General features: G+C 53.0%; 21 protein-coding genes and 1 pseudogene. 11 read left to right on the plus strand and 11 right to left on the minus strand.

What is annotated here, in order from left to right; genetic code table 11:
• Positions 1–151: 151 nt before the first annotated feature.
• A pseudogene (locus tag ACTJJI_RS17485) lies at positions 152–421 on the plus strand (type IV secretion protein Rhs); the annotation flags it as partial.
• Between the two features lie 2 nt (positions 422–423).
• Positions 424–780: a putative T6SS immunity periplasmic lipoprotein gene (locus tag ACTJJI_RS17490; protein ID WP_014833167.1), complete on the plus strand. Its 357-nt coding sequence runs from the start codon at positions 424–426 to the stop codon at positions 778–780.
• Between the two features lie 785 nt (positions 781–1,565).
• On the opposite strand, the gene ACTJJI_RS17495 is transcribed toward ACTJJI_RS17490, so the two are convergent.
• Complete coding sequence (locus tag ACTJJI_RS17495) at positions 1,566–2,378, minus strand: LecA/PA-IL family lectin (protein ID WP_248062909.1); 813 nt, start codon at positions 2,376–2,378, stop codon at positions 1,566–1,568.
• Between the two features lie 477 nt (positions 2,379–2,855).
• Here ACTJJI_RS17495 and ACTJJI_RS17500 point away from each other — a divergent pair, with 477 nt between their 5' ends.
• Both ACTJJI_RS17500 and ACTJJI_RS17505 read left to right on the plus strand, forming a co-directional pair.
• Positions 2,856–3,485 carry a helix-turn-helix domain-containing protein gene (locus ACTJJI_RS17500; protein WP_014833165.1) on the plus strand — a complete coding sequence of 210 codons (630 nt, stop codon included), beginning with the start codon at positions 2,856–2,858 and terminating at the stop codon, positions 3,483–3,485.
• 93 nt (positions 3,486–3,578) lie between these two features.
• Positions 3,579–4,193 carry an outer membrane beta-barrel protein gene (locus tag ACTJJI_RS17505; RefSeq protein WP_014833164.1) on the plus strand — a complete coding sequence of 205 codons (615 nt, stop codon included), beginning with the start codon at positions 3,579–3,581 and terminating at the stop codon, positions 4,191–4,193.
• Positions 4,194–4,251: 58 nt separating this feature from the next.
• Here ACTJJI_RS17505 and ACTJJI_RS17510 read toward each other — a convergent pair whose 3' ends face one another.
• The 6 genes from ACTJJI_RS17510 to ACTJJI_RS17535 all read right to left on the minus strand — a co-directional run bounded on the left by ACTJJI_RS17510 (position 4,252) and on the right by ACTJJI_RS17535 (position 11,316).
• Positions 4,252–4,650 (minus strand): hypothetical protein, encoded by a 399-nt coding sequence (locus ACTJJI_RS17510; protein ID WP_047361369.1) that lies wholly within the window; start codon positions 4,648–4,650, stop codon positions 4,252–4,254.
• Between the two features lie 173 nt (positions 4,651–4,823).
• Positions 4,824–5,894 carry an ABC transporter ATP-binding protein gene (locus ACTJJI_RS17515; RefSeq protein ID WP_014833162.1) on the minus strand — a complete coding sequence of 357 codons (1,071 nt, stop codon included), beginning with the start codon at positions 5,892–5,894 and terminating at the stop codon, positions 4,824–4,826.
• A complete protein-coding gene (locus ACTJJI_RS17520; RefSeq protein WP_014833161.1) occupies positions 5,887–7,656 on the minus strand; it encodes an ABC transporter permease in 1,770 nt (589 codons plus the stop codon). Before ACTJJI_RS17520 ends, ACTJJI_RS17515 begins: the two co-directional genes overlap by 8 nt.
• An 83-nt stretch (positions 7,657–7,739) precedes the next feature.
• Entirely contained in the window at positions 7,740–8,828 is a 1,089-nt protein-coding gene (locus ACTJJI_RS17525; RefSeq protein WP_063426857.1) for an ABC transporter substrate-binding protein, read from the minus strand.
• 168 nt (positions 8,829–8,996) lie between these two features.
• Positions 8,997–9,692: a response regulator gene (locus ACTJJI_RS17530; RefSeq protein WP_440654998.1), complete on the minus strand. Its 696-nt coding sequence runs from the start codon at positions 9,690–9,692 to the stop codon at positions 8,997–8,999.
• Positions 9,676–11,316, minus strand: a complete 1,641-nt coding sequence (locus ACTJJI_RS17535; RefSeq protein ID WP_440655000.1) for an ATP-binding protein — start codon at positions 11,314–11,316, stop codon at positions 9,676–9,678. The genes ACTJJI_RS17530 and ACTJJI_RS17535 overlap by 17 nt, the downstream gene beginning before the upstream one ends.
• A 178-nt stretch (positions 11,317–11,494) precedes the next feature.
• On the opposite strand from ACTJJI_RS17535, the gene yjdI reads away from it, so the two are divergent.
• The gene (gene yjdI, locus ACTJJI_RS17540; protein WP_014833157.1) at positions 11,495–11,725 is read left to right on the plus strand and encodes a 4Fe-4S mono-cluster protein YjdI; all 231 of its coding nucleotides are present in this window, start codon (positions 11,495–11,497) and stop codon (positions 11,723–11,725) included.
• A 10-nt stretch (positions 11,726–11,735) separates the two neighbouring features.
• Positions 11,736–12,008 (plus strand): GNAT family N-acetyltransferase, encoded by a 273-nt coding sequence (locus ACTJJI_RS17545; RefSeq protein WP_013098585.1) that lies wholly within the window; start codon positions 11,736–11,738, stop codon positions 12,006–12,008.
• A gap of 28 nt (positions 12,009–12,036) precedes the next feature.
• Here ACTJJI_RS17545 and ACTJJI_RS17550 read toward each other — a convergent pair whose 3' ends face one another.
• Complete coding sequence (locus ACTJJI_RS17550) at positions 12,037–12,648, minus strand: LysE family translocator (RefSeq protein ID WP_020687110.1); 612 nt, start codon at positions 12,646–12,648, stop codon at positions 12,037–12,039.
• Positions 12,649–12,762: 114 nt separating this feature from the next.
• On the opposite strand from ACTJJI_RS17550, the gene ACTJJI_RS17555 reads away from it, so the two are divergent.
• On the plus strand, positions 12,763–13,215 hold the full coding sequence (locus tag ACTJJI_RS17555) for an Lrp/AsnC family transcriptional regulator (protein WP_013098583.1): 453 nt from the start codon (positions 12,763–12,765) through the stop codon (positions 13,213–13,215).
• Between the two features lie 39 nt (positions 13,216–13,254).
• Here the strand turns inward: ACTJJI_RS17555 and ACTJJI_RS17560 are convergent, their stop codons facing one another.
• Together ACTJJI_RS17560 and ACTJJI_RS17565 are read right to left on the minus strand one after the other, a co-directional pair.
• Positions 13,255–14,484, minus strand: a complete 1,230-nt coding sequence (locus ACTJJI_RS17560) for an amino acid permease (protein WP_014833155.1) — start codon at positions 14,482–14,484, stop codon at positions 13,255–13,257.
• Between the two features lie 119 nt (positions 14,485–14,603).
• Entirely contained in the window at positions 14,604–15,065 is a 462-nt protein-coding gene (locus tag ACTJJI_RS17565) for a multidrug/biocide efflux PACE transporter (protein WP_014833154.1), read from the minus strand.
• A 105-nt stretch (positions 15,066–15,170) separates the two neighbouring features.
• On the opposite strand from ACTJJI_RS17565, the gene ACTJJI_RS17570 reads away from it, so the two are divergent.
• The 3 genes from ACTJJI_RS17570 (at position 15,171) to ACTJJI_RS17580 (ending at position 18,234) form a co-directional block, all read left to right on the plus strand.
• Positions 15,171–16,037 carry a LysR family transcriptional regulator gene (locus ACTJJI_RS17570; RefSeq protein ID WP_014833153.1) on the plus strand — a complete coding sequence of 289 codons (867 nt, stop codon included), beginning with the start codon at positions 15,171–15,173 and terminating at the stop codon, positions 16,035–16,037.
• Positions 16,038–16,130: 93 nt separating this feature from the next.
• Complete coding sequence (locus ACTJJI_RS17575; protein ID WP_440655005.1) at positions 16,131–17,309, plus strand: acetyl-CoA C-acetyltransferase; 1,179 nt, start codon at positions 16,131–16,133, stop codon at positions 17,307–17,309.
• A 241-nt stretch (positions 17,310–17,550) separates the two neighbouring features.
• Positions 17,551–18,234, plus strand: a complete 684-nt coding sequence (locus ACTJJI_RS17580) for a porin (RefSeq protein ID WP_440655007.1) — start codon at positions 17,551–17,553, stop codon at positions 18,232–18,234.
• Positions 18,235–18,341: 107 nt separating this feature from the next.
• Here the strand turns inward: ACTJJI_RS17580 and ACTJJI_RS17585 are convergent, their stop codons facing one another.
• On the minus strand, positions 18,342–19,517 hold the full coding sequence (locus tag ACTJJI_RS17585) for an oligogalacturonate lyase family protein (RefSeq protein WP_440655009.1): 1,176 nt from the start codon (positions 19,515–19,517) through the stop codon (positions 18,342–18,344).
• Between the two features lie 297 nt (positions 19,518–19,814).
• Between ACTJJI_RS17585 and kduI the strand changes: the two genes are divergently transcribed.
• Complete coding sequence (kduI, locus tag ACTJJI_RS17590; protein ID WP_014833149.1) at positions 19,815–20,651, plus strand: 5-dehydro-4-deoxy-D-glucuronate isomerase; 837 nt, start codon at positions 19,815–19,817, stop codon at positions 20,649–20,651.
• The last annotated feature ends 6 nt before the right edge of the window (positions 20,652–20,657 follow it).

The raw sequence follows: 20,657 nt of genomic DNA on the forward strand, positions 1-20,657 counted from the left end.
CTGAAGCAGAAACGAAAGGCCGGGGTTATAGCGGAAGCTAATCCTGAGTAAACAAGGTGGATCAATATTAAACCGTTGGTGGTGACGGTTAGTGGATCACTTTTTACCCGTTGTTGACAACAGGAAATGTCTACTGTTGTGGGGTCAGTCCAAACATCAACACGGGCAATGGGTGAGAATGCGGGGAGCTTTTAGCTGGGCTGCTGAATATACCTACAGGCTGGATAAAGAAAAGCTCACTGATTACTCTCTTGAACAGCAAGCCTCTATTTTAGCTGATTACTGGTTACTGCTGGTTTATGGGATCAGTAAGTGGTCTTACTATCAGAGACCAGGGCGCATGGGGATGTACAGGGGCGTAGATTTGTTGCAGGATGTCCCTTCGCTTTACCAGAAAATCGTAACAGGGAAGGGGCGTTAAACATGAAAAACAAAATGTTGCTGGGTGTTGTATTCCTCTTAACGGGATGCCCTGGGCCAGGTGATCGAATGGTAGATCGTGAATCTACAACGGCATTGATCAAAGATAATCAAGTTTGTGTGTTGTCACCACTGGAGCCGCAGGAACGGATCACTGCTATTCAAATCAAAAGCGATAATAGCGACTCTCTTCACAAGATTTTCGATGACAAGCCTGTTTATGTACCGAAGGGGGAGTGTCTTCCTGTATTTGGATTTAAGTTTACGTCTGGGGAGCGGTATAACTTCGCGTATGACGTCCAATCTGATACGTCAGAATCACATTTAGTCACCGCTGAACTTTCTTACCCTAAAGAATAGGGGGCAAACTGCCCCTTTATATTCATTTCAACGCACGTACGTGATCAAGTAAGCGTTTAATGCGCGTATATATCTCTTAATGCATATAGTCTATCACGCTTGCTGAAGCCGCTTAACAACCTGATCGAAGGCTCCCGCTTGTAACTGGCAGAATCCTCAAATATCAGTAAGAAGGGTCAGAAGGTTTTTCGTCGATAGAAGGTGGTTTTGCTGAGAGCCAGCCTGTCTTGAGCCATTGCTGGAGAGCCTCTCATAACGCGTAAGCATTTCCTGTGTACGGCATAATCAGTCAGTACCAACTTTCTCGCTTACCCCTGAATTAACCAGACAGGTCTTGTATCGTTTAACGATATAGCGGCAGTACAATTACGTTGCCTTTTAATTAAACAGGGATGTGCTTTGCTAATTGCAGGTTGTGGCTCTTCCATGGTGCGCTTTTTCAGGCACCATGATCTTTTTAATTACGTGAATATGCAGCCCTGAATGCGTATTCAGAACCGATATTACCCCACTGGTGTTTATTTGGCATGAAATGAGTGTGCTGCTTCCACTCAGGTACCCTAACCGAAAGCGTGCTGTGTTTCTGGATGGCGTTAATCAAGACGCGTCTTGTTTCAAACCGCTGCCGATATTGAGAGGATATACAACATAACAAAGAGTAATGCCGTGTGTGTTTATTGCCTGTTGGTGTAGCGCATATGTTGAACATGTGCGCTACACAATTTTTTGAACATCAAACTGCCATCCAGCATTCTCACAGAATAGCAGACCGACATTTCTGTAGATTAACCCTTTATCCTGAGCTCTTTGATGCGGAAATCATTCCCCATACTCGCTGCAACATGGCTGACTACCGCGAGTTCAGCCTGATTACCCGCGGCTTTGAATTTTCCACTCAGGGTTACCCATTCATTCGCCTGCTTCAGTTCCAGGGGGGCGGAAATGTCTTTACCATCCGCACGGAGTGATATTTTTGGCGCCTCATATTTTCCAATAATGCGTGCCGCTTTCACTGTCCAGGTATATTCATGCCCGGCAGTCAGACCTGTCAGCGTCTTTTTGAGGATTTCGCCGGCATGATTTTTATTGGGGTTGGTAATAAACTCGACGGCCCGCGTGCTGGCGTCAACCAGGTAAAGATCGTGCCCGGCAGGTCCTGCCTGCCAGCTATTCCAGTTATCACGCTCAAAGTTGGTGAAATCTTCAAACGGAGCTGCCGCCGCGGCAGAAATATCCGCCTCGCGATAGACTTCAACGCTGAATTCACCGGCGTTGTCTTTGTACTGGTCTTTGCCGTCGGCAAAAATCAGCGTCAGCGTTCCTTCAGCAGGAACCGACCAGCGGTATTTATGATTACCTACCGGATAATTTTCGTTACCAATGCGTGCCTGAAGCGAAGGATTGCGTAAGGCTAGCGTTTCGCCCTCTCTGGGAATACGTCCCTGTGGTGCGGTAAGGGCAAAATTTTCACTTCCATTCCTGGCCCAACCACTGGCCAGAATGGTAATTATCTCTCCCGCTTTGAGGGATATCCCTGTATTTGTTCCTTCGGCATTTTTAGCGTCAACTTTTCCCGACCAGATTAAATTATCGCTCATGTCTGACTCCTGTGACAGCGTGGCGAATACATTCGCCATTGAAAGATAGTCCTGACGAAATGCGTGATTTTAATCACTCAATTCAGCTAACCGCCTGATAATCAGAATAAATGATCTCATGAGAAGCACACACTTCTCATATTCATTACCCGGTTGTTATCGGCTGGAATGAGAATAGTCAGGTGGTATATACAATTCAAAACGCGAAACGCTTTATTAAGGGTTGCGATTTTGTAATCACTTAAAAATAATAAAAAAATTATTGCCGAAATAGGAATAATCTTAAGGGATGAGGGGATAAATACGTCAGGAAATCTGGCACACTTATCACCTGTTACGCGGGTCAAGTTTAAAAATAAACAAATTATCTTTTTACCCATGCAGTGCCCCCTGATATACCTTCCTTCCCTCATACCGGTCTGAGCATTGACCTCGGTGGTCTATACTGGCCAGTACCCAACGCTAAAAGGTGGTGTCATGCATATATTGCCTCCTGTTCGCCCTGAACATTCCATTGAACGTCTGACGGCGATCCTTGAGCCAGTCGCAGAGAAAGTGAAGCTCGCGCCGCGTAAGCGGATCACCTGGAAACACAAAGGTCGCCAGCAGATGTACCTTTTTCAGGACGGGGAGCTTTCACTGCTGCGGGCATCTGATGGGCTGCTTTTAGTCACCGTATTCGAGCCGCATCTGTTTGGCATTGCCGAGATGATCCAGCCGACGCAAGGACATATTTTACGTGCTGAACGGGAGTCTACGATTCTGCGTGCTGATGCCGATGAAGCCGCCGCCCTATTTCGTGAACAGGGCGTCTGGGAAGATGTTGCCGCCTTACTGTCGTATCACACGGCGTATCTGATTTATCGTGATGCCCAGGTCGTGCAGCAACGTACCTATTCTGTGATTCGCAGCTATCTGCAGGAAATGATATTACTGCCCGATGAAACGCGTATGCGCACGAGCATTCTGGAATATATTCAGGATCGTACGCTTCTTTCACGCAGCAGTATTCTCAACGTATTATCTGCGCTCAAACAAGGGCAATATATAGCGTTTAAACGCGGCGGGTATTTACTGGAAGTAGGGCATTTGCCGGAGTCATTTTAAAATTTAAAATTAAACAGAAAATGATTTCACGTTGTGCGCTTTTGCCGATATCGTTTGCTCACTGAAATATTCAACAGAGTAAACGGGATTCTTATGAAAAAGACACTTGTCGCATTAATTCTGGCTAACGCTTTTACTGCAACCACTGCATTTGCAGCAGCGGATGCCGGCACCTGGTATAGCGGTGCTAAATTCGGCTGGTCACACTATTTTGACGCCAGCACCGGCTCTAAAGCGAGCGATAATAACAGCGGCTCGAACCAGTATAATATCGATCATGATAATGTCGGTGGTGGGGTATACGCGGGTTATCAGATGACTCCGTGGCTTGCACTGGAAGGCGGGTACGATTATTTAGGTAATATGCAGATGAAAGGCCATCACAGTGCGGGCGCACAAATGAAAAGCCAGGGTCTGCAGATGTCTTTAAAAGCCAGCTATGCCGTGACTGACCGCTGGGATATCTATGGACGTGCCGGGGCGATGGCGTATCGCGCTGAGTCTGATGTGAGTGGTCACAATCGTTTTGATACAGGTGTTCGCCCGCTTGCCGCGGTAGGGACGGAGTATGCTTTCAACAAAAATCTGGCGGGCCGCCTCGAATATCAGTGGGTAAGCAATGTGGGTAACGCCAACCAGATTGGCGTCAGCAGTGACGTGAGCTCCGTAACGGCAGGCCTGACATGGCGATTTGGCCAGCACGATTAAACATTATCACCCTTTCAACGAAAAAAGCCCGACTGTTCAGCAGTTGGGCTTTTGGCATTTAACCGGTGACTAAAGGTTGAAGGACAGATTTAATTTTTTGCAGGCCTGTGACATTTTTATCTTTCAGGTATTGCTGATTAATCATGTCCAGCTGTTCCAGTTTTGTCAGCGAGGCGTAGACGGGCTGAACAGCGCTATCTTCAGTAAAAACATCCTTTGCGGTCGCATGCTGTAAATAGTCTGATTTTAGTTGCGTTGTTAATTTGTCAATCTGCGCTTTATTCTCCTGATAAAGTGCAGCAATATGCGATGCCGGAATGACAGGAGATTTTTCTCCCGGTAAAACTAACGGCACCTGCAGATGGTGGATTTGTTCAACCTTATCCGGATGGGAGGTGCTGCAGGCGGTTAATAACGTGAGGCTGAGCAGAGTCAGCAATAATGACCGTTTCTTCATTGGATAACTCAGGGTAAATAAGCGGAACGGACATTATCGTAAACAACAGCAACATCTTCAGATTATACTTGTTTAATTTTAAATATATCCTCGCGCCTGCGTCGTGACAGGAAAAGCATTAACGCCTGCTCACGGTTTAAAAGAAAACAGGCTGCATGACGCAGCCTGTTTGCTTAGCTTTTCGGGAATATCCACACATGCTTCTCAGGCAGTGAGAGATGGCATTGCTGCGGATCCCGAACCTCATGCCCATAGGCACGGATCACAAAATCATCCCCCGCCGTGCGGAACAGATACTCCCAGCGGTCGCCAAGATACATGCTGGTAAGCAGCGGCAACTCAAGCTGGTTTTCCCCCGGTCCGTCAACCACTGCCACGCGCTCAACACGGATCACCGCCGTGGCGTCATCTCCGCTCTGCACCCCTTCACCGGCCTGACCCCACAGCACCCAGCCTTTTCCTTCAATACGCGCTTTGCCGTCGCGCAGTTCAGTAACCTTGCCGTGCAGGCGGTTATTGCTGCCCATAAACTCGGCGGTAAACAGCGTTTTCGGCGAGCCGTACATCTCCTGCGGTGTGCCCTGTTGCTCAATTTTGCCGTTGTTAAGCAGCAGGATACGGTCGGAAATGGACATCGCTTCGTTCTGGTCGTGGGTCACCATCAGCGCGGATAAGCCGAGTTTGATGATCAGCTCGCGCAGGAACACCCGGGCCTCTTCGCGTAATTTGGCGTCGAGGTTAGAGAGGGGCTCATCCAGTAAAATCACCGGCGGGTTGTAGACCAGCGCCCGGCCAATGGCCACGCGCTGCTGCTGTCCACCGGAAAGCTGGTGCGGGTGACGCTTGCCAAGATGGCCCAGCCCCAGCTGATCCAGTACATCCTGCACGCGCTGCTGGATCTCTTTGGCCGGGACTTTACGCAGCTTGAGCGGGTAGGCCACGTTCTCAAACACGGTTTTGTGCGGCCACAGGGCGTAGGACTGGAACACCAGCCCCAGATTACGCTCCTCCGCCGGGACCTCGCTGCGCGGTGTACCGTCGTAAACTTTGTTTTTGCCGATGACAATAGAGCCCTGAGTCGGTTTTTCCAGACCCGCTACCGCGCGCAGCAGGGTGGTTTTGCCGCTGCCGGAGGGGCCCAGCAGGGAGACCACTTCGCCGCGTTTCAGGTTCATGGAGACCCCTTTCAAAACAGGATTGTCGCCGTAGGTTAAGTGCAGATCGTCAACCGCTAATTCAATCATGTATTTTGACTCCGAAACGAAGGGCAATGCCCAGACCTACCACCACCAGCAGGATGTTAATAAAAGAGAGCGCTGCCACAATATCAATGGCACCCGTCGCCCAGAGGGAAACCAGCATCGAGCCGATGGTTTCTGTGCCGGGGGAGAGCAGATACACACCCGTTGAGTATTCGCGTTCAAAGATCAGGAACATCAGCAGCCATGAGCCGATCAGGCCATAGCGGGAGAGCGGGATCGTCACATGGCGGGTGATCTGGCCACGCGTTGCCCCTGTGCTACGCGCGGCCTCTTCAAGTTCCGGTCCCACCTGCAGCAGCGTGGACGAGATCAGCCTCAGCCCGTAGGCCATCCACACGACGGTATAGGCCAGCCAGACGCTGAAAATGGTGCTGCGAAGCGAACGCAGCCAGACGATCAGGTTTTCCCGCATCCAGTCGCTCCAGGTGAACCCGGAAAGCCAGCCCGATTTCAGCGCGTTATCGAGCCACATCGGCAGGAACAGGAACACCCACAGGAAGGCCAGACCCGCCAGCAGGCCAGGCACGGCGCGCGGCACCAGCACGCTGTAATCCAGAAAGCGTGTGGTGTTGTCCGGTTTACGGTGCATGGCAATGCCGACAAACAGGTAGCACGCCACGGCCAGCGCACCGCCAATCACGCCGATGGACATCGAGTTGACGATGGCGCGCAGCAGGTTCGGCTGTGCCCAGATAGTGCGGAACGTGCTGAGTGAAAGCTGGTCCCACACGGAAACGCCCACGCCCCAGTTGGAGATAAACGCGCGCAATACCACGCCAAGCAGTGGAACGCCGATGGTGACGGTGAGCCAGAAGGCGACCACCGCGCCAGCCACCCAGCGCCATTTGCCCAGCGGTAACGCCCGCGCCTGAGAGGCTTTGCCTTTCATGGTCACGAAGCGGTTGGCGGTACGCATCAGGCGACGCTGCAGCATCACCAGCGGGATGGTGATGCAGATCAGCACCACGGCAACCGCGGCCATCAGGTGATAGGACGGGGTGCCCAGTTTGTTGGTCAGCTGGTAGAGATAGGTTGCCAGCACCATGTTCCCTTCCGGATCGCCAAGCACCAGCATCAGACCAAACACTTCCAGCCCGAGGAAGAACAGCAGCACGATGGCGTACAGAATCGACGGGCGCACCATGGGCAGACTGACGGAGGTCATCACCTGCAGGGGAGATGCACCTGCAGTACGCGCGGCCTCTTCCACATCCGACCCCACGCTGCGCAGCGCCGACGAAATATAGAGATAGGCGTGCGGGACATGCGTCAGGCCCGCGATAACCACGATGCTCGACATGTCATAAATATTCCACGGTACAAAGCCAATCAGGGCTTCCACCCAGAGGGATAAAAAGCCCACCGGACCGGCGGCCACCACATAGCCGAACCCCAGCACCATGGGGGAAACGAAGATTGGCACCAGGATCAGCGGCTCAATCAACCGCCGACCGGGGAGATCGGTACGCACCATCAAAAAGGCCAGCACGCCGCCCAGCGGAATGGCGATGATCACCAGCCCGAAAGCGAGGATAAAACCGCTTCTCAATGCCTTGTAGAAATCAGGGTCTGTGAAAATAAAACCAAATGATTCAAGGCTCCACTCTTTTGCCGGAGAAAAGAACGGGGCGGACAGGAAGCTCTGTATCACGATAAACGACAGCGGCGTATAGATAACCAGCGCGGTTATCAACACGACAATACCGCGCGGCAGGCTTTGCCACTTTCTGCGTAATGTATTCATGGGGTATCCCTGGTATTGCAGCCCAGCAAAACGAATTCAGTCAGATGAACAGGCGCACGGCGACCTGCGCCGCGCACACCGTTTTACTTTCCGGCGGCAGCACGCCACTGTTTGATGTACTCCAGACGTTTTTTCGGCTGCAGATATTCCAGCAGGCTTTCATCAACCGGGATCGGCTTCAGCGCATTGCCGAGGACTTTGGTCAGGCCATCGATATCATTTTTGCCTTCGATATCGTTGCGAATGGAGGGGATATCCGCCTGATTAGCCAGGATACTTTGCCCTTTTTCAGACAGGACATAGTCGAGCCACAGCTTCGCGGCATTGCTGTTTTGCGCCTGCTGGCTGATGAAGGACACGCGCGATAACACCAGGGTGTAATCTTTCGGATAAGCGATCCCGAGCGACGGATCGTTCTTCGCGCGGGCTTCCGCGTAGGAGCCGAGGATATTAAAGCCGATCAGGTTTTCGCCGGATGACACCCTCTCCATCATCGTGCCGGTAGACGACTGCACCGCCAGGCCGCCTTTGGCGACATCGGCCAGGGTTTTAAAGTAGTTTGGATCGGCCTTGTGATCCTGCACGGAGAGCATAAAGCCCAGTCCCGATTTTTCGATGTCGTAGGTCGTGACTTTGCTTTTGAATTTGTCCGTCTGGCTGGCAATCAGCTTCGCCAGCGCAACGTGAGAATCCGGCACGTCGCCAGCCGGGATCAGGCGTTTGTTGTAGATAAACACCACCGGCTCATAGGTGGTGCCGTACGCTTTATCTTTCCATACCGCCCATTTCGGCAGCTGGCTTTGCTCGGGCGATTTGTACTCCATGGCGTAGTCAGTGGCGAGCTTCAGCCCGGTGTCCATCGAGGAGCTCCAGACCACATCGCCGCTACCGCCACCGGAGGCCTGCTCGCTGATAAAACGGTTGTACAGCTCCGTGCTGTTCATATCGTTGTATTCAACTTTAATGCCCGGATAGCTCTTTTCGAAACCCTCGATCAGCGGCCCGGCGGCTTTGGTATCGGTGGTGGAATAGATGACGACCTTGCCCTCTTTGGTCGCGGCATCGACAACTTTTTGATAGTCGGCAGGGTAGCCCTTCGGCAGGGCAGACAGTGCAGAAGCAGAGAATAGTACGGTAGCGGTAATCAGAGAAATTCGGAATGTGTTCGACATTATAGTTAACCTTTTAGTTACATTTGAGGAACTAATTGTCAACATAGCGTATAGCACCGCCGCCACAACAGGCGGAAGCGGGCCATGATGCCGAAGTGTGATTGTCGGCGTCGTTTCAGCAATTAACACCATAAAAACCGCGAACGTTAGCAAACGAACGGTTGAGGATTACGCTTTGTCGGCGGCTTTGCGGTATAACCTTCGCGGATGACCAATATTGCCATACAGCATTTCGACGCTGATCAACCCACTCTCCACACAGTATTCCAGATAGCGACGCCCCGTGGTTTTGCTGATCCCGACGTTCTCCACCACCTCTTCAACCGACATGACATTGTCGGGATGTTCTGCGAACAGGCGTTTAATCCGCTCCAGCGTTTGGGGCTCAATGCCCTTTGTCGACGGCGTGAGCGAAGATTCCGCAGCAGGCAGGTTAAACAGGCGATCCAGCGCATGCTGATCGACAACCTTGACCTGCTGCACGGTGTGGATAAAACGCATAAAGCGCTCCAGCGAGGCGTGCAGGCGCTGAAAAAAGACCGGTTTAATCAGATAGTCAAAGGCGCCGCTGCGCATGGCGTGGCTACAGGTTTGCATATCGCTGGCGGCGGTGATGAAGATCACCGAGCATTCGTAGCTTTTCAGCAGCGGGTTATCGATTAACTCCACGCCTTTGCCGTCTGGCAGATAGTTATCCAGCAGAATCAGTCGCGGCTGATGCTGGCGGATCAGGCTGCACGCCTGCTCAATCGACGCGGCAATACCCACCACGCGCAAATGAAAATTCTGCTCAATATACTCGCGATGCAGCTCCGCCAGGTGCGGCTCATCTTCAACTATCACAACATCAAGTGGTCGGGTCATGCTGTTGCCCATTCGGAATAAACACAGAAAAAATAGTGCCTTGTGGCGTGTTATCGGCGATCTCTATGCTGCCGCCCGCTTTCTCGATATAGCCTGCCACCAGAAACAGGCCAATACCGTGCTCTGTACCCACAATGTCGTTCTCGCTCTCGGGTTTGCTGCTGTACCCCTGGCGGAATATATGCGGTTTATGCGTGTCATCCACGCCGCAGCCCCTGTCGGCCACCTCAATCAACAGCTCCTGGTTGCGGTCGGAAATGTAGATCTCCACTGGCGCGTGAACCGACGCCTTCAGGGTGGCGTCCACGGCGTTATCCAGCAAATTGCCGATCACCGACATCAGCTCTGTTTCGTTGATGGAGGCCGGCATGCGGGTGAGCTGGCAGGCGGGATCAAACTGCAGTTCAATGCCTTTTTCCCGTGCGCTGACATATTTCCCTAACAGCAGCCCGCACAGTGCCGGAGAGGCAAAATGGGCCGAGACAAAGTCCAGCACTTTTTGGGCGCCTTCCGACTGCAGTTGGATGTAGCGGATCGCCTCGTCGTAGTGCTTCATTTGCAGCAGTCCCACCAGCGTTGCCGTCCAGTTCAGCTGTTCATGACGCATGATGCGCAGGTTATCCGCATAGCGTTTTATCTGACTTAGCTGGCTGCTGAGGGTGTTAATGTCATTTTTATCGCGAAAACTGTAGACCCAGCCGCTCTCCACACCGGGTTCAACCTCAATCGCCACGCGGTTGACGATCACCTCGCGCTGGTTGAGCACGGCAATCTGGTCGTGACTGCCGCTGCTTATCGACGCATAGCGCTGGGATAAAAAGCCCGGCGAGGTTTGCACAATAGCCTCCAGCGGTTTGCCAATAAGCGCCTCCTCACTCTGGTGAATATCCAGCATCTCACGGGCAGCACGGTTAATTAAAATCAGCTGCTTCTCCGCATTGACGGCAAATACCCCTTCATACATGGCTTCCAGCAGGGCTTTTTGTTGCAACACCAGCTGAGCAATATCTTTCGGCTCCAGACGGAACATCTGCTTTTTAAGGTTATGCGTGAACAACCATGAGAAAATAAACAGCAGCAGTAACAGCCCCATACCGTATAACCCGGACTGCCAGAGAATGCGGGCGTTAATATTGGCAATATACGAGGTCAGATAACCGACAGAGACAATGCCAATCACCTGGTGTTGCGCATTAAAGATGGGCGCTTTGCTGCGTAATGACACGCCAATGCCCCCTTTACGCACGGAAATAATGGTTTTGCCTTTTAACACCTCTGCATTGTCCCCGCCGATCATCGGTAAATTGATGCGCTCCGGGGATTCCGAATGATAAAGGTGTTGCTCCCGGGTATCGCCAATCACGATGTAGCTGGCATCACTTTCCGCGCGCAGCGGCTGGATTAAACGGGCGATACCGGGGATATCTCTGGCGGCGACTTTTTCCGCCAGGCCGGGCATCAGGGCGATTTCACTGGCCTGAACCCTGGCGCGCTGGCCGAGATCGTGATGCAGTTGCCGGTCGATAAAATGAAACAGGATGGTTCCCAGCAGTACTAACAGCAGGCAGGAGAAGCACACCAGCGCTAAAAAAAGCTTAACCTGAAATGAAAGTCTGCGTTTCATTCAACCTGCGCCAGTCATGGAAAAGGGAGACATGGGGGGAGCCTGACATGCGCCAATGGGGGACGCAATCCGGCAACAAAAGAGTTGTGACCTGGCTTTTCGTTTTCAACGTTATAGCTATCAGGATCCCGTAAGGCTATGCTTCATTCAGCAGTAAAATAATTACAGAGGCAATGTCATGGATAAAGAGCTACTGGATGCGGGGTACCGGGCCTATACCGGCGAGAAAATTGACGTTTACTTCAACACCGGGATCTGCAAACACTCCGGTAACTGCGTGCGTGGCAGCGCAAAGCTGTTTAATCTGAAACGTAAACCGTGGATCATTCCCGATGAAGTGGATGTAGATACGGTTGTCCGCGTGATTGATACCTGCCCGAGCGGTGCGCTGAAGTATCGCCAAAAATAAGCGAGGAACCATGGATATTCTGGAAGGCCATAACAAGTTTTACGTGAACGACGCGAACGGCAATCAGGTCGCTGAGATTGTCTTCGTACCCACAGGTGAGCACCTGAGTATTATTGAGCACACCGATGTCGATCCGAGCCTGAAGGGGCAGGGGGTGGGCAAGCAGCTGGTGGCGAAGGTGGTGGAGAAAATGCGCGGTGAGAATCGCAAAATTATCCCGCTTTGCCCGTTTGCGAAGCATGAGTTTGATAACACGCGGGAATATGACGATATTCGGGCGTAAAACACACCGGCGATGGCCGGTGTTTTTTTTATCTCACCTGCTCCAGCAGTAACCCCAGCGCGATCGCCACCATAATCCCTCCGGAGGCCATGCTCACCGCACGTGCCGCCTGCGGACGGGTCGCCAGCACCGCTTTCGAACCATACCCCACCAGCAAATAGACCAGTGTGCAGGTAATAAGATGCATCACACCCAGGGCTGACATCTGCGTGGCAATCGACCAGCTTCCCTTTGGATCGGTAAACTGCGGAAGCAACGCCAGAAACAGCAAGAAGACTTTTGGGTTAAGCCCGCTGATACACAATCCTTTCACCGCCCACTGTTTCCAGTTTCCTGCATGCTGCACAGTGCTTTCCGGCGCGGCAGGATGGCGTAACAGCGTGATGCCGAGCCACAGCAGATAAACCGCCCCCGCAATTGTTAGCCCTGATAATGCCAGCGGATGTTGAGCAATCAACACACCCACCCCCGCCACCACGACGAGGGTGGCGAGCAGATGCCCGGACATCAGCCCCATCACTGCCGGCACTACGCGCCGCCCGTTGATCCCGGCGCTGATCGCATAGGCCCAGTCTGCACCCGGCGTCATGATGAGCAGGAAGGACACCACCCAAAAACCGGCCACAATACTCATTTCCATCGTCTGTGAAACTCCCGTACCTGTATTATCTGGAGAGAAAGAATATCGGTATCGGTACGAAATGAGTTTTCAATGTTATGCTCATAAAACGCTTAAATTGAGAAAATCTTCCACATGGATAGCATTGATCGAAAAATTCTTGCTGAGCTGCAGGCTGATGGCCGTTTATCTCTTACGGAGCTGGCGGAGCGGGTGAACCTGAGCCTCTCTCCGTGTCACCGACGCGTACGTGCGCTGGAGCAGAGCGGAGCCATTACGGGGTATCGCGCCAATCTCGATCCCGCCAAAATGGGGTTTAATTTCCTGGCGATTGTGTTTGCCACCCTGAAAGAGGGCGATAAGAAAGCGGTCAGCGCGTTCGAAGAGGCGGTGGAAGAGATCCCGCAAATCGTGCTGGCCCAGCGCTTATTTGGCGATCCGGACTATCTGATGCATGTTGTTACCCGCGATCTGTCAGCTTTTCAGAAACTGTATGACGAGAAACTTTCTGCCATGCCTGGCGTACAGCATCTTCGCTCTACGCTGGTGATGAAAACGGTCGTGCAGGACAGACCGTTTCCGCTGTAAAAATCAGACGCGCCCGGCAGAAGGCCGGGCACGGTAGGATTAGCCGACAAACATCACCGACACGCACAGGACACCGACAATCAGCGTCAGCAGGCTGCCAATGGAGCGGTACGGCTTCAGGGAGGGGATCAGGTACGTCGACAGCGTCGGCATGATAAACAGGATCATGGCGATAAGCGGACCGCTGATGGCGTAAATCATCGAAATGGCGTTCGGGTTTATGCAGCAGACCGCAAAGGTAATCAGCGACACGCCCAGAATGGAAATCGCACGGTTAAAGGCGCGGCTCTTTTTCACGCCCACCTGATTCAGCGACGATTTCACGATTTCCGTCGCTCCTTCAATCACCCCAAAATAGGTGCCCAGGAACGATTTCGACATGGCAATAATCGCCACAATAATCCCGGAAATGCCGAGCCAGGCCGGAGAAGAGGGCATCATCGACAGCGCTGACAGGATCGTCACCCCTTGCTCTTTTGCGGTCACAATATAGGACGGCGGAATCGACAGCAGGCAACTGAACACGAAGAACAGCACGCTCAGGCAGATAACCAGATACGCCACCTTCATGATTTTTTTGCACTTATCCATGGCAGCGTCACCGAACTTCTCGCGACGATCGACGGCGAACGTCGAGATAATCGGCGTATGGCTGAACGCAAACACCATCACCGGGATTGAGATCCACACCTGATGCAAAGTGTGGCGATCAAACGCCATCTGGCTGGTGAGCAGTGAAGGCTGCCAGCTGCCGGTCAGGTACAGAGAGACAAACAGGAAATAGGCGATCAGCGGGAACACCAGGAAGCCCATCACTTTGATTGTGATATGCCGTCCCATCAGGAAGATCAGATTCAATACCAGCACCACGCCAAAGCTGACCAGCACGCGAATGGCGGTATCCACCGTCATCTTTTTTGCCAGCTGCTCCGTCAGGGAGTTGGTGATGGCCACGGCATAAATCTGCACCACCACGAAGAAGGCGACGAAATAGAGCGTGGTGATCAGATTCCCTATTTTCCTGCCGTAGTAGTGAGAGACCGCGCCGGTGATCCCTTCATTGCCTCGTGTTTTTGACGACAGAATAAATTGCGCCAGTGCTTTATGCGGCCAGTAGGTTAATGGATAGGCCACAAGGGCAGTAATGAACAGGACAATAGCGCCTGCGGAGCCAAGCTGAATGGGCAAGAACAGCGTTCCTGCGCCCACGGCCGTGCCATAGAGAGCGAAACTCCAGAGAGTCTCATCTTTTGACCAAATTTTCGACATTAGAGCAACGTATCAACTATCAAACCATCAGAATGGAGTGCAATTTACCATAGTTATGCGTGGAGAGCGCAGTTGCTTCGACGGAGTTTGGCCGGACCAGTCGTCCGGCCAAGGGGGCGTTAGCCTGCCAGGGCGCGTCGTTGCTGGCGACGCTTAAGGAATTTTTCACGTAAGGTGTCATACGCCCAGTTGTAGAACATGGTGTAGGGCAGGAAGAACAGGAAGAAACCTATTTCCAGCGTGAATGCCTCAAGCAGCGTGACGCCCAGCACCGCGGCCACAATCGACAGACCGATCACGATAAACCCACATTCGAACCCCAGGGCATGCAGCGCACGAACTTTTGCCGTGCGTTTTACGCGCTGAACAGGCCAGAAACGGTCGAAACCGAAGTTATAAATAATGTTCCAGAGCATGGCCGTGGTGGCCAGGACAATGGTTAACCCGCCCATCTCCACCACGGAGCGCTGCATCAGCCACGCCGCTGTCGGGGCGAGAATTGCCGTGGCAATCCCCTCAAAACAGACCGCGTGGAAGATCCGCTCCGGCAGTTTACGTTGGAGTGCATCCTGATGTTGCATAGCTTTCGACCTCATTAACTCGCCAGTATGGGCGTTGATGGAACCTATTTTTATCGCTAAACGTGATATATTAAAGATGGTATCCATCGATAAAATAGATAGGTCATGCGCTACTCACCTGAAGCCCTTACCGCGTTTGTTGAAACCGTGGCGGCAGGCTCCTTTTCTGCCGCCGCTCGTCGGTTACGTAAAAGCCAGTCGACGATCAGCACCGCGATTGCCAACCTCGAAGCCGATCTCGGCTTTGAGCTGTTTGACCGTTCCGCCCGCCAGCCGGTACTCACCGCTCAGGGTGAGCAGGTGCTGGGGTATGTCCAGGCGATCCTCGCCGCCAGCTCGCGGCTGGACGAGTTGGCGGTATCGTTAACCGCGCAAACGGAGGCGCGTCTGACCTTTGTGCTTTCCGATACGCTTAACCCGGACGTGCTGGAAGATCTGATGAACCAGTTTGACCAGCGTTTTCCCCATACGGAATTTGAGTGCCTGATTGGCGAGGAAGAGGACGTCATCGATCTGCTGCAAAAGGAGAGGGCGCAGGTTGGCCTGACGGAGGCACGTGACAGTTACCCGACCGATATCGGCGTTACCCGACTGCCGATACAAACGCGAATGGCAATTTATGTCGCGACCACCCACCCACTTGCCGGACAACATGACGTGCAGGCCGATGAACTGCACGGCTGGCGGGAACTGCGGCTCAGCACCTACCTTGAGCGCGAGGCGACGCTCGCCCGGGGGCCGGTCTGGTCAGCACCGAATTACCTGTTACTCTTGAGTATGGCGGTGCAGGGATTTGGCTGGTGCGTGTTGCCGTGTGCGCTGGTGGATGAATTTGCGCCCGCGAAATCGCTGGTGCCGTTGAATGTCCCTGGCTGGCCCCGGGCGATCGGCATCGATCTGCTGTGGAATAAACGATCCCCTCCCGGCGTCGCCGGAAGCTGGCTGCGACAGTATCTGCAGGACGCACGCTAATCCTTGTGATTAAACTCACTATTTTTAAACAATTAAGATAAATGCCAGTAACAATCCTCTACTATCGTCATGTCCTTTAACACAGAGGTGGTGATGAAAGATGTCGTTATAGTGGGTGCGTTGCGTACAGCTATCGGCTGTTTTCAGGGAGCGCTGGCGCGTCACTCGGCTGTTGATCTGGGGAGCGTGGTGGTTAAAGCGCTGGTGGAGCGCAGCGGGATCGCAGCACATGACGTGGATGAGGTGATCCTCGGACAGGTCCTGACGGCCGGCGCCGGGCAAAACCCTGCCCGTCAGGCGGCGCTAAAAGGCGGTCTGCCCAACACCGTCTCGGCCATCACCATCAACGACGTCTGTGGCTCAGGATTAAAGGCGCTGCATCTTGCCACGCAGGCCATCCAGTGTGGCGAAGCGGATGTGGTCATCGCCGGCGGGCAGGAGAACATGAGCCGTGCGCCGCATGTTCTCACCGACAGCCGCACCGGCGCACAGCTGGGAAATAGCCAGTTGCTCGACAGCCTGGTGCATGACGGGCTGTGGGATGCGTTTAATGATTACCATATGGGCGTGACGGCGGAGAACCTGGCGCGGGAGTATGGCATCAGCCGTGAGCTGCAGGATGCATACGCGTTAAGCTCGCAGCAGAAAGCGCGTGCCGCGATTGATTCCGGGCGTTTTCGCGATGAAATTGTCCCGGTAAGCACCCAGCGCCAGGATGGTCAGATTCTTGTCGTCGACACCGATGAACAGCCGCGTACCGATGCCAGTGCAGAAGGGCTGGCCATGCTCAACCCTGCTTTTGAGACGCAGGGCTCGGTGACGGCGGGAAATGCCTCCTCCATTAACGACGGTGCGGCGGCTGTGATGATGATGAGCGAAAGCAAAGCTCAGGAGCTGGATCTCCCGGTGCTGGCCCGTATCAGGGCCTTTGCCAGCGTGGGCGTTGATCCAGCGTTAATGGGGATCGCGCCAGTGTACGCGACACGTCGCTGCCTGGAGCGCGCGGGCTGGCAGCTCTCCGATGTGGATCTGATTGAAGTCAACGAGGCCTTTGCCGCTCAGGCGATCTCGGTGGGCAAAATGCTGGAGTGGGATCCCCTGCGGGTGAATGTCAACGGTGGCGCGATTGCGCTCGGTCATCCCATCGGCGCTTCTGGCTGCCGCATTCTGGTATCGCTGGTTCACGAGATGAAAAAGCGTAACGCCCGTAAAGGCATTGCCACGCTGTGTATCGGCGGCGGGCAAGGGGTGGCGCTGGCCATCGAACGTTAATGACTTCCTTCGTAAATGAACCTCCCGTCGGGAGGTTTTTTTATGCGTGTTATTCTGCGCTGACGTGATCTCCCTCCGCTAATTTCGCCTAAATACCTCGTGTTTGTTGACGAGTATCACGCCGATTTGTACCGAAAAAAATGAAACAAATAATTACGATCTTGCTCACTAAAATAGCAATTATTAAAAAATAAACTGCTGTTTCATAAAAATGAAACGTTATTTTAGTTGAGGTTTTTTTATGTTTAACAAATCTCTGGTCCTTGCTTCTCTCATTGGTACCTCTTTCGCGGCGCAGGCGGTTACCGTCGATCTGCGTCATGAATATATCGACAATGGCGCGAATGCTGACCGTGTCTCTGTGTCGCATCGCTTTGCCAATGGCGTCGGTTTTTCTGTTGAAGCAAAATGGAAATCGGGCGGCGATAAGGCCGATCAGCCCTTCGAGGATGTGGTGGGGAACGGTCATGAAGATCAAATTAGCTGGCGCTGGAAAGCGACAGAGAATATTGCGCTGACGCCTGCGTTCACGCTTGAGAGTAATGACAGTCGTACCATTTATAAACCCAATCTGCACCTGCAATACAGTTTTGATAATGGCTTTTACGTAGCCGCACGTTACCGCTATGAATATACCCGTTATCCATCAAGCTCAAATAAAGACGATGACAAAGTTAACCGCGGTGATGCCTGGGTCGGCTGGGTAATGGGAGACTGGCGTAGCGAGCTGAATTATGTTTATGCAAAAAGTACGGAAGGGATGGTCCGTAATAATAATAAAGATTATTCCACCGAATATAACGCGAAGCTGGCGTATAAATGGGATAAAAACTGGGCGCCGTATGTTGAGGTGGGTAATGTGGGTGTAAAAGAGAACGATGAACGTCAGACCCGCTTCCGTTTAGGCGTGGCGTATTCCTTCTGATATTTCCCTCCAGGCCCGGTGAGCGCAGCGCCACCGGGCAAAACGTTCAGAACAAAAAAAGCCCTCCGTAAGGAGGGCAAGGCCAGTTACAGAAACACGTATTTAAATCATGCAGACAACATATCCGGTTGCGCGGGGAGTTTCGCGATATAGAGGGCTGGTTTGCCGTCTTTATCGGAACTGAACAGCACCGCTTTCTCGTCCGGTGTAAAGGAGGGATGCGGATGGGTGACCTGGCGGCTATTTTCCACCGTCGCCCAGGAGGTGTCATGGCGGGCGATGCGGAAGTAGCTTTTTTTCGCCACGTCAAACCCGTACAGATAAGGATCGTTGTCGATGGTGTAACCGTGGGTGTCTTTCACATCCACCGGTGTGCCGGAACCGTCGCCCACCAGCAACGTGCCGTCGAAATTACTCATCAAATGCGAGCAGGATGGCATCTGCATCACCGCCTCGTTCACACCTGAATCCGGATTAAAGCGGCAGATGCTGCGGCCCTGCTGGCCTTTCAGATACGAGACATAAACCAGCGCGGAGCCATCCGGGACCCAGAATTCGTGGGTGCAGCTTTCACCCTGTGCATGCGTTTTAACTTTACGTACGTTGGTGCCATCTTCGTTGACCAGCCACATTCGGGCATCGACCAGATCGTGTGGCCCCTCGTGACAAAACGCCACCGTGTGGTCATCAAACGGACGGTAGATGGGATGCCCCAGCCAGTTTTTCTCTTCATGAATGGTTGAGCTCGCGCCGGTTTTCAGATCCACGCGCAGCAGTCGGCAGTGGGGCCCTTTATGGAAGAAGTCGTGGAAAATTTTCCAGTCGTTCAGCGGCGTCCAGTCGCGCTTCGCAATTTCTATGCCCACAAGGCTGGTGCAGTCGCTGTTCGCCACCCAGGTGCCGTAACCGACCCAGTCATCCGGGACGCGGTACACTTCACGCTCCACTCGCGTCTGAAGATCGACCTCAATAAGCGTGCGATCGTTCTTCACATAGTAGAAGGCGCGATCGTCCGGGGAGAGGAATCCGCCAAAGGTGTTATCGCCTGCGCCCTCCGTCAGCTGAACGGCTTCGGCGTTCTGCAGATCCAGCAAGTAATAGTTCCAGTGTCCATCGAACGCCCCCGCGAACAGCAGGTGGCTGCCGTCATTGAAGAAGCACTTCTGGTAAAAGTAGTTGCGATGACAGGTTACTTCAGGCGGGGTCAGGCGAGTGACTTCCACGCCTGTATCCGGATCGCGGCCGATCTCATAGTTCAGCTTGACCCGCATACCTTTAGCCATATTGCGCTCCTTTCGGCGATAAAATCAGAATAAAAACTGGGTGTTAAAATATCAAAACGATGTTTCATTATGTGTGACTTATCACGCAGTTTATCGGTTTTATTGATAAGAATGATGTAGTCCTGCCGTTATCGTGATCGGAACACCATTTCTGATATAAAGAATCATAAAAAATGAAACGATGTTTTAAATGTATTTGAAAACCCCCTTACTGGCGTTTACACTGTGCTTATCCTTAAAACGGAACGTCGTTTCGTTAATTTTCTGCCTTCGGGCACGATCCATCTGGAGGTTATCGTGGACGTCAGACAAAGCATCCACAGTGCGCATGCCAAAACCCTCGACACGCAGGGGCTGCGCAGTGAGTTTTTAGTTGAGCAGGTGTTCGAAGCCGATCGCTACACGATGGTCTACAGCCACATTGACCGCATTATTGTGGGCGGCATTATGCCGGTGGCCAAAACCGTCTCCGTGGGCGGTGAAGTGGGTAAACAACTCGGCGTGAGCTATTTCCTGGAACGGCGTGAACTGGGCGTGATTAACATTGGCGGGCCGGGCACCATTACGGTTGACGGTCAGTGCTACGAGATTGGTCACCGCGACGCGCTGTATGTCGGCAAGGGCGCGAAAGAGGTGGTCTTTGCCAGCGTTGACGGCAGCACGCCAGCGAAGTTTTATTACAACTGCGCCCCGGCTCATACCACCTGTCCTACCAAAAAAGTCACCCCGGCAGACGTAGCCCCGGTGACGCTGGGCGACAACCTCACCAGCAACCGTCGCACCATCAATAAATACTTCGTTCCGGATGTGCTGGAGACCTGCCAGCTCAGCATGGGGCTGACCGAGCTGGCGCCGGGCAACCTGTGGAACACCATGCCGTGCCACACCCATGAGCGTCGCATGGAGGTCTATTTCTACTTCAACATGGATGAGGATGCCTGCGTATTCCACATGATGGGTCAACCGCAGGAAACACGCCATATCGTGATGCATAACGAGCAGGCGGTTATCTCTCCGAGTTGGTCAATTCACTCCGGTGTGGGGACGAAGGCGTACACCTTCATCTGGGGAATGGTCGGTGAAAACCAGGTCTTTGATGACATGGACCACGTCGCGGTAAAAGATCTGCGCTAGTCGCGG

It is taken from the genome of Enterobacter sp. 22466 (genome assembly GCF_052044775.1).
Classification (GTDB): domain Bacteria; phylum Pseudomonadota; class Gammaproteobacteria; order Enterobacterales; family Enterobacteriaceae; genus Enterobacter; species Enterobacter dissolvens.

Bases quoted from the DNA above. Each gene is read 5' to 3' on its own strand.
- ACTJJI_RS17500 (WP_014833165.1), top strand. From the start codon at position 2,856: ATGCATATATTGCCTCCTGTTCGCCCTGAACATTCCATTGAACGTCTG.
- ACTJJI_RS17510 (WP_047361369.1), bottom strand. From the start codon at position 4,650: ATGAAGAAACGGTCATTATTGCTGACTCTGCTCAGCCTCACGTTATTA.
- ACTJJI_RS17515 (WP_014833162.1), bottom strand. From the start codon at position 5,894: ATGATTGAATTAGCGGTTGACGATCTGCACTTAACCTACGGCGACAAT.
- yjdI (WP_014833157.1), top strand. From the start codon at position 11,495: ATGGATAAAGAGCTACTGGATGCGGGGTACCGGGCCTATACCGGCGAG.
- ACTJJI_RS17520 (WP_014833161.1), bottom strand. From the start codon at position 7,656: ATGAATACATTACGCAGAAAGTGGCAAAGCCTGCCGCGCGGTATTGTC.
- ACTJJI_RS17545 (WP_013098585.1), top strand. From the start codon at position 11,736: ATGGATATTCTGGAAGGCCATAACAAGTTTTACGTGAACGACGCGAAC.
- ACTJJI_RS17585 (WP_440655009.1), bottom strand. From the start codon at position 19,517: ATGGCTAAAGGTATGCGGGTCAAGCTGAACTATGAGATCGGCCGCGAT.
- ACTJJI_RS17530 (WP_440654998.1), bottom strand. From the start codon at position 9,692: ATGACCCGACCACTTGATGTTGTGATAGTTGAAGATGAGCCGCACCTG.
- ACTJJI_RS17575 (WP_440655005.1), top strand. From the start codon at position 16,131: ATGAAAGATGTCGTTATAGTGGGTGCGTTGCGTACAGCTATCGGCTGT.
- ACTJJI_RS17570 (WP_014833153.1), top strand. From the start codon at position 15,171: ATGCGCTACTCACCTGAAGCCCTTACCGCGTTTGTTGAAACCGTGGCG.
- ACTJJI_RS17525 (WP_063426857.1), bottom strand. From the start codon at position 8,828: ATGTCGAACACATTCCGAATTTCTCTGATTACCGCTACCGTACTATTC.
- ACTJJI_RS17565 (WP_014833154.1), bottom strand. From the start codon at position 15,065: ATGCAACATCAGGATGCACTCCAACGTAAACTGCCGGAGCGGATCTTC.
- ACTJJI_RS17490 (WP_014833167.1), top strand. From the start codon at position 424: ATGAAAAACAAAATGTTGCTGGGTGTTGTATTCCTCTTAACGGGATGC.
- ACTJJI_RS17580 (WP_440655007.1), top strand. From the start codon at position 17,551: ATGTTTAACAAATCTCTGGTCCTTGCTTCTCTCATTGGTACCTCTTTC.
- ACTJJI_RS17550 (WP_020687110.1), bottom strand. From the start codon at position 12,648: ATGGAAATGAGTATTGTGGCCGGTTTTTGGGTGGTGTCCTTCCTGCTC.
- ACTJJI_RS17555 (WP_013098583.1), top strand. From the start codon at position 12,763: ATGGATAGCATTGATCGAAAAATTCTTGCTGAGCTGCAGGCTGATGGC.
- ACTJJI_RS17505 (WP_014833164.1), top strand. From the start codon at position 3,579: ATGAAAAAGACACTTGTCGCATTAATTCTGGCTAACGCTTTTACTGCA.
- ACTJJI_RS17560 (WP_014833155.1), bottom strand. From the start codon at position 14,484: ATGTCGAAAATTTGGTCAAAAGATGAGACTCTCTGGAGTTTCGCTCTC.
- ACTJJI_RS17495 (WP_248062909.1), bottom strand. From the start codon at position 2,378: ATGAGCGATAATTTAATCTGGTCGGGAAAAGTTGACGCTAAAAATGCC.
- ACTJJI_RS17535 (WP_440655000.1), bottom strand. From the start codon at position 11,316: ATGAAACGCAGACTTTCATTTCAGGTTAAGCTTTTTTTAGCGCTGGTG.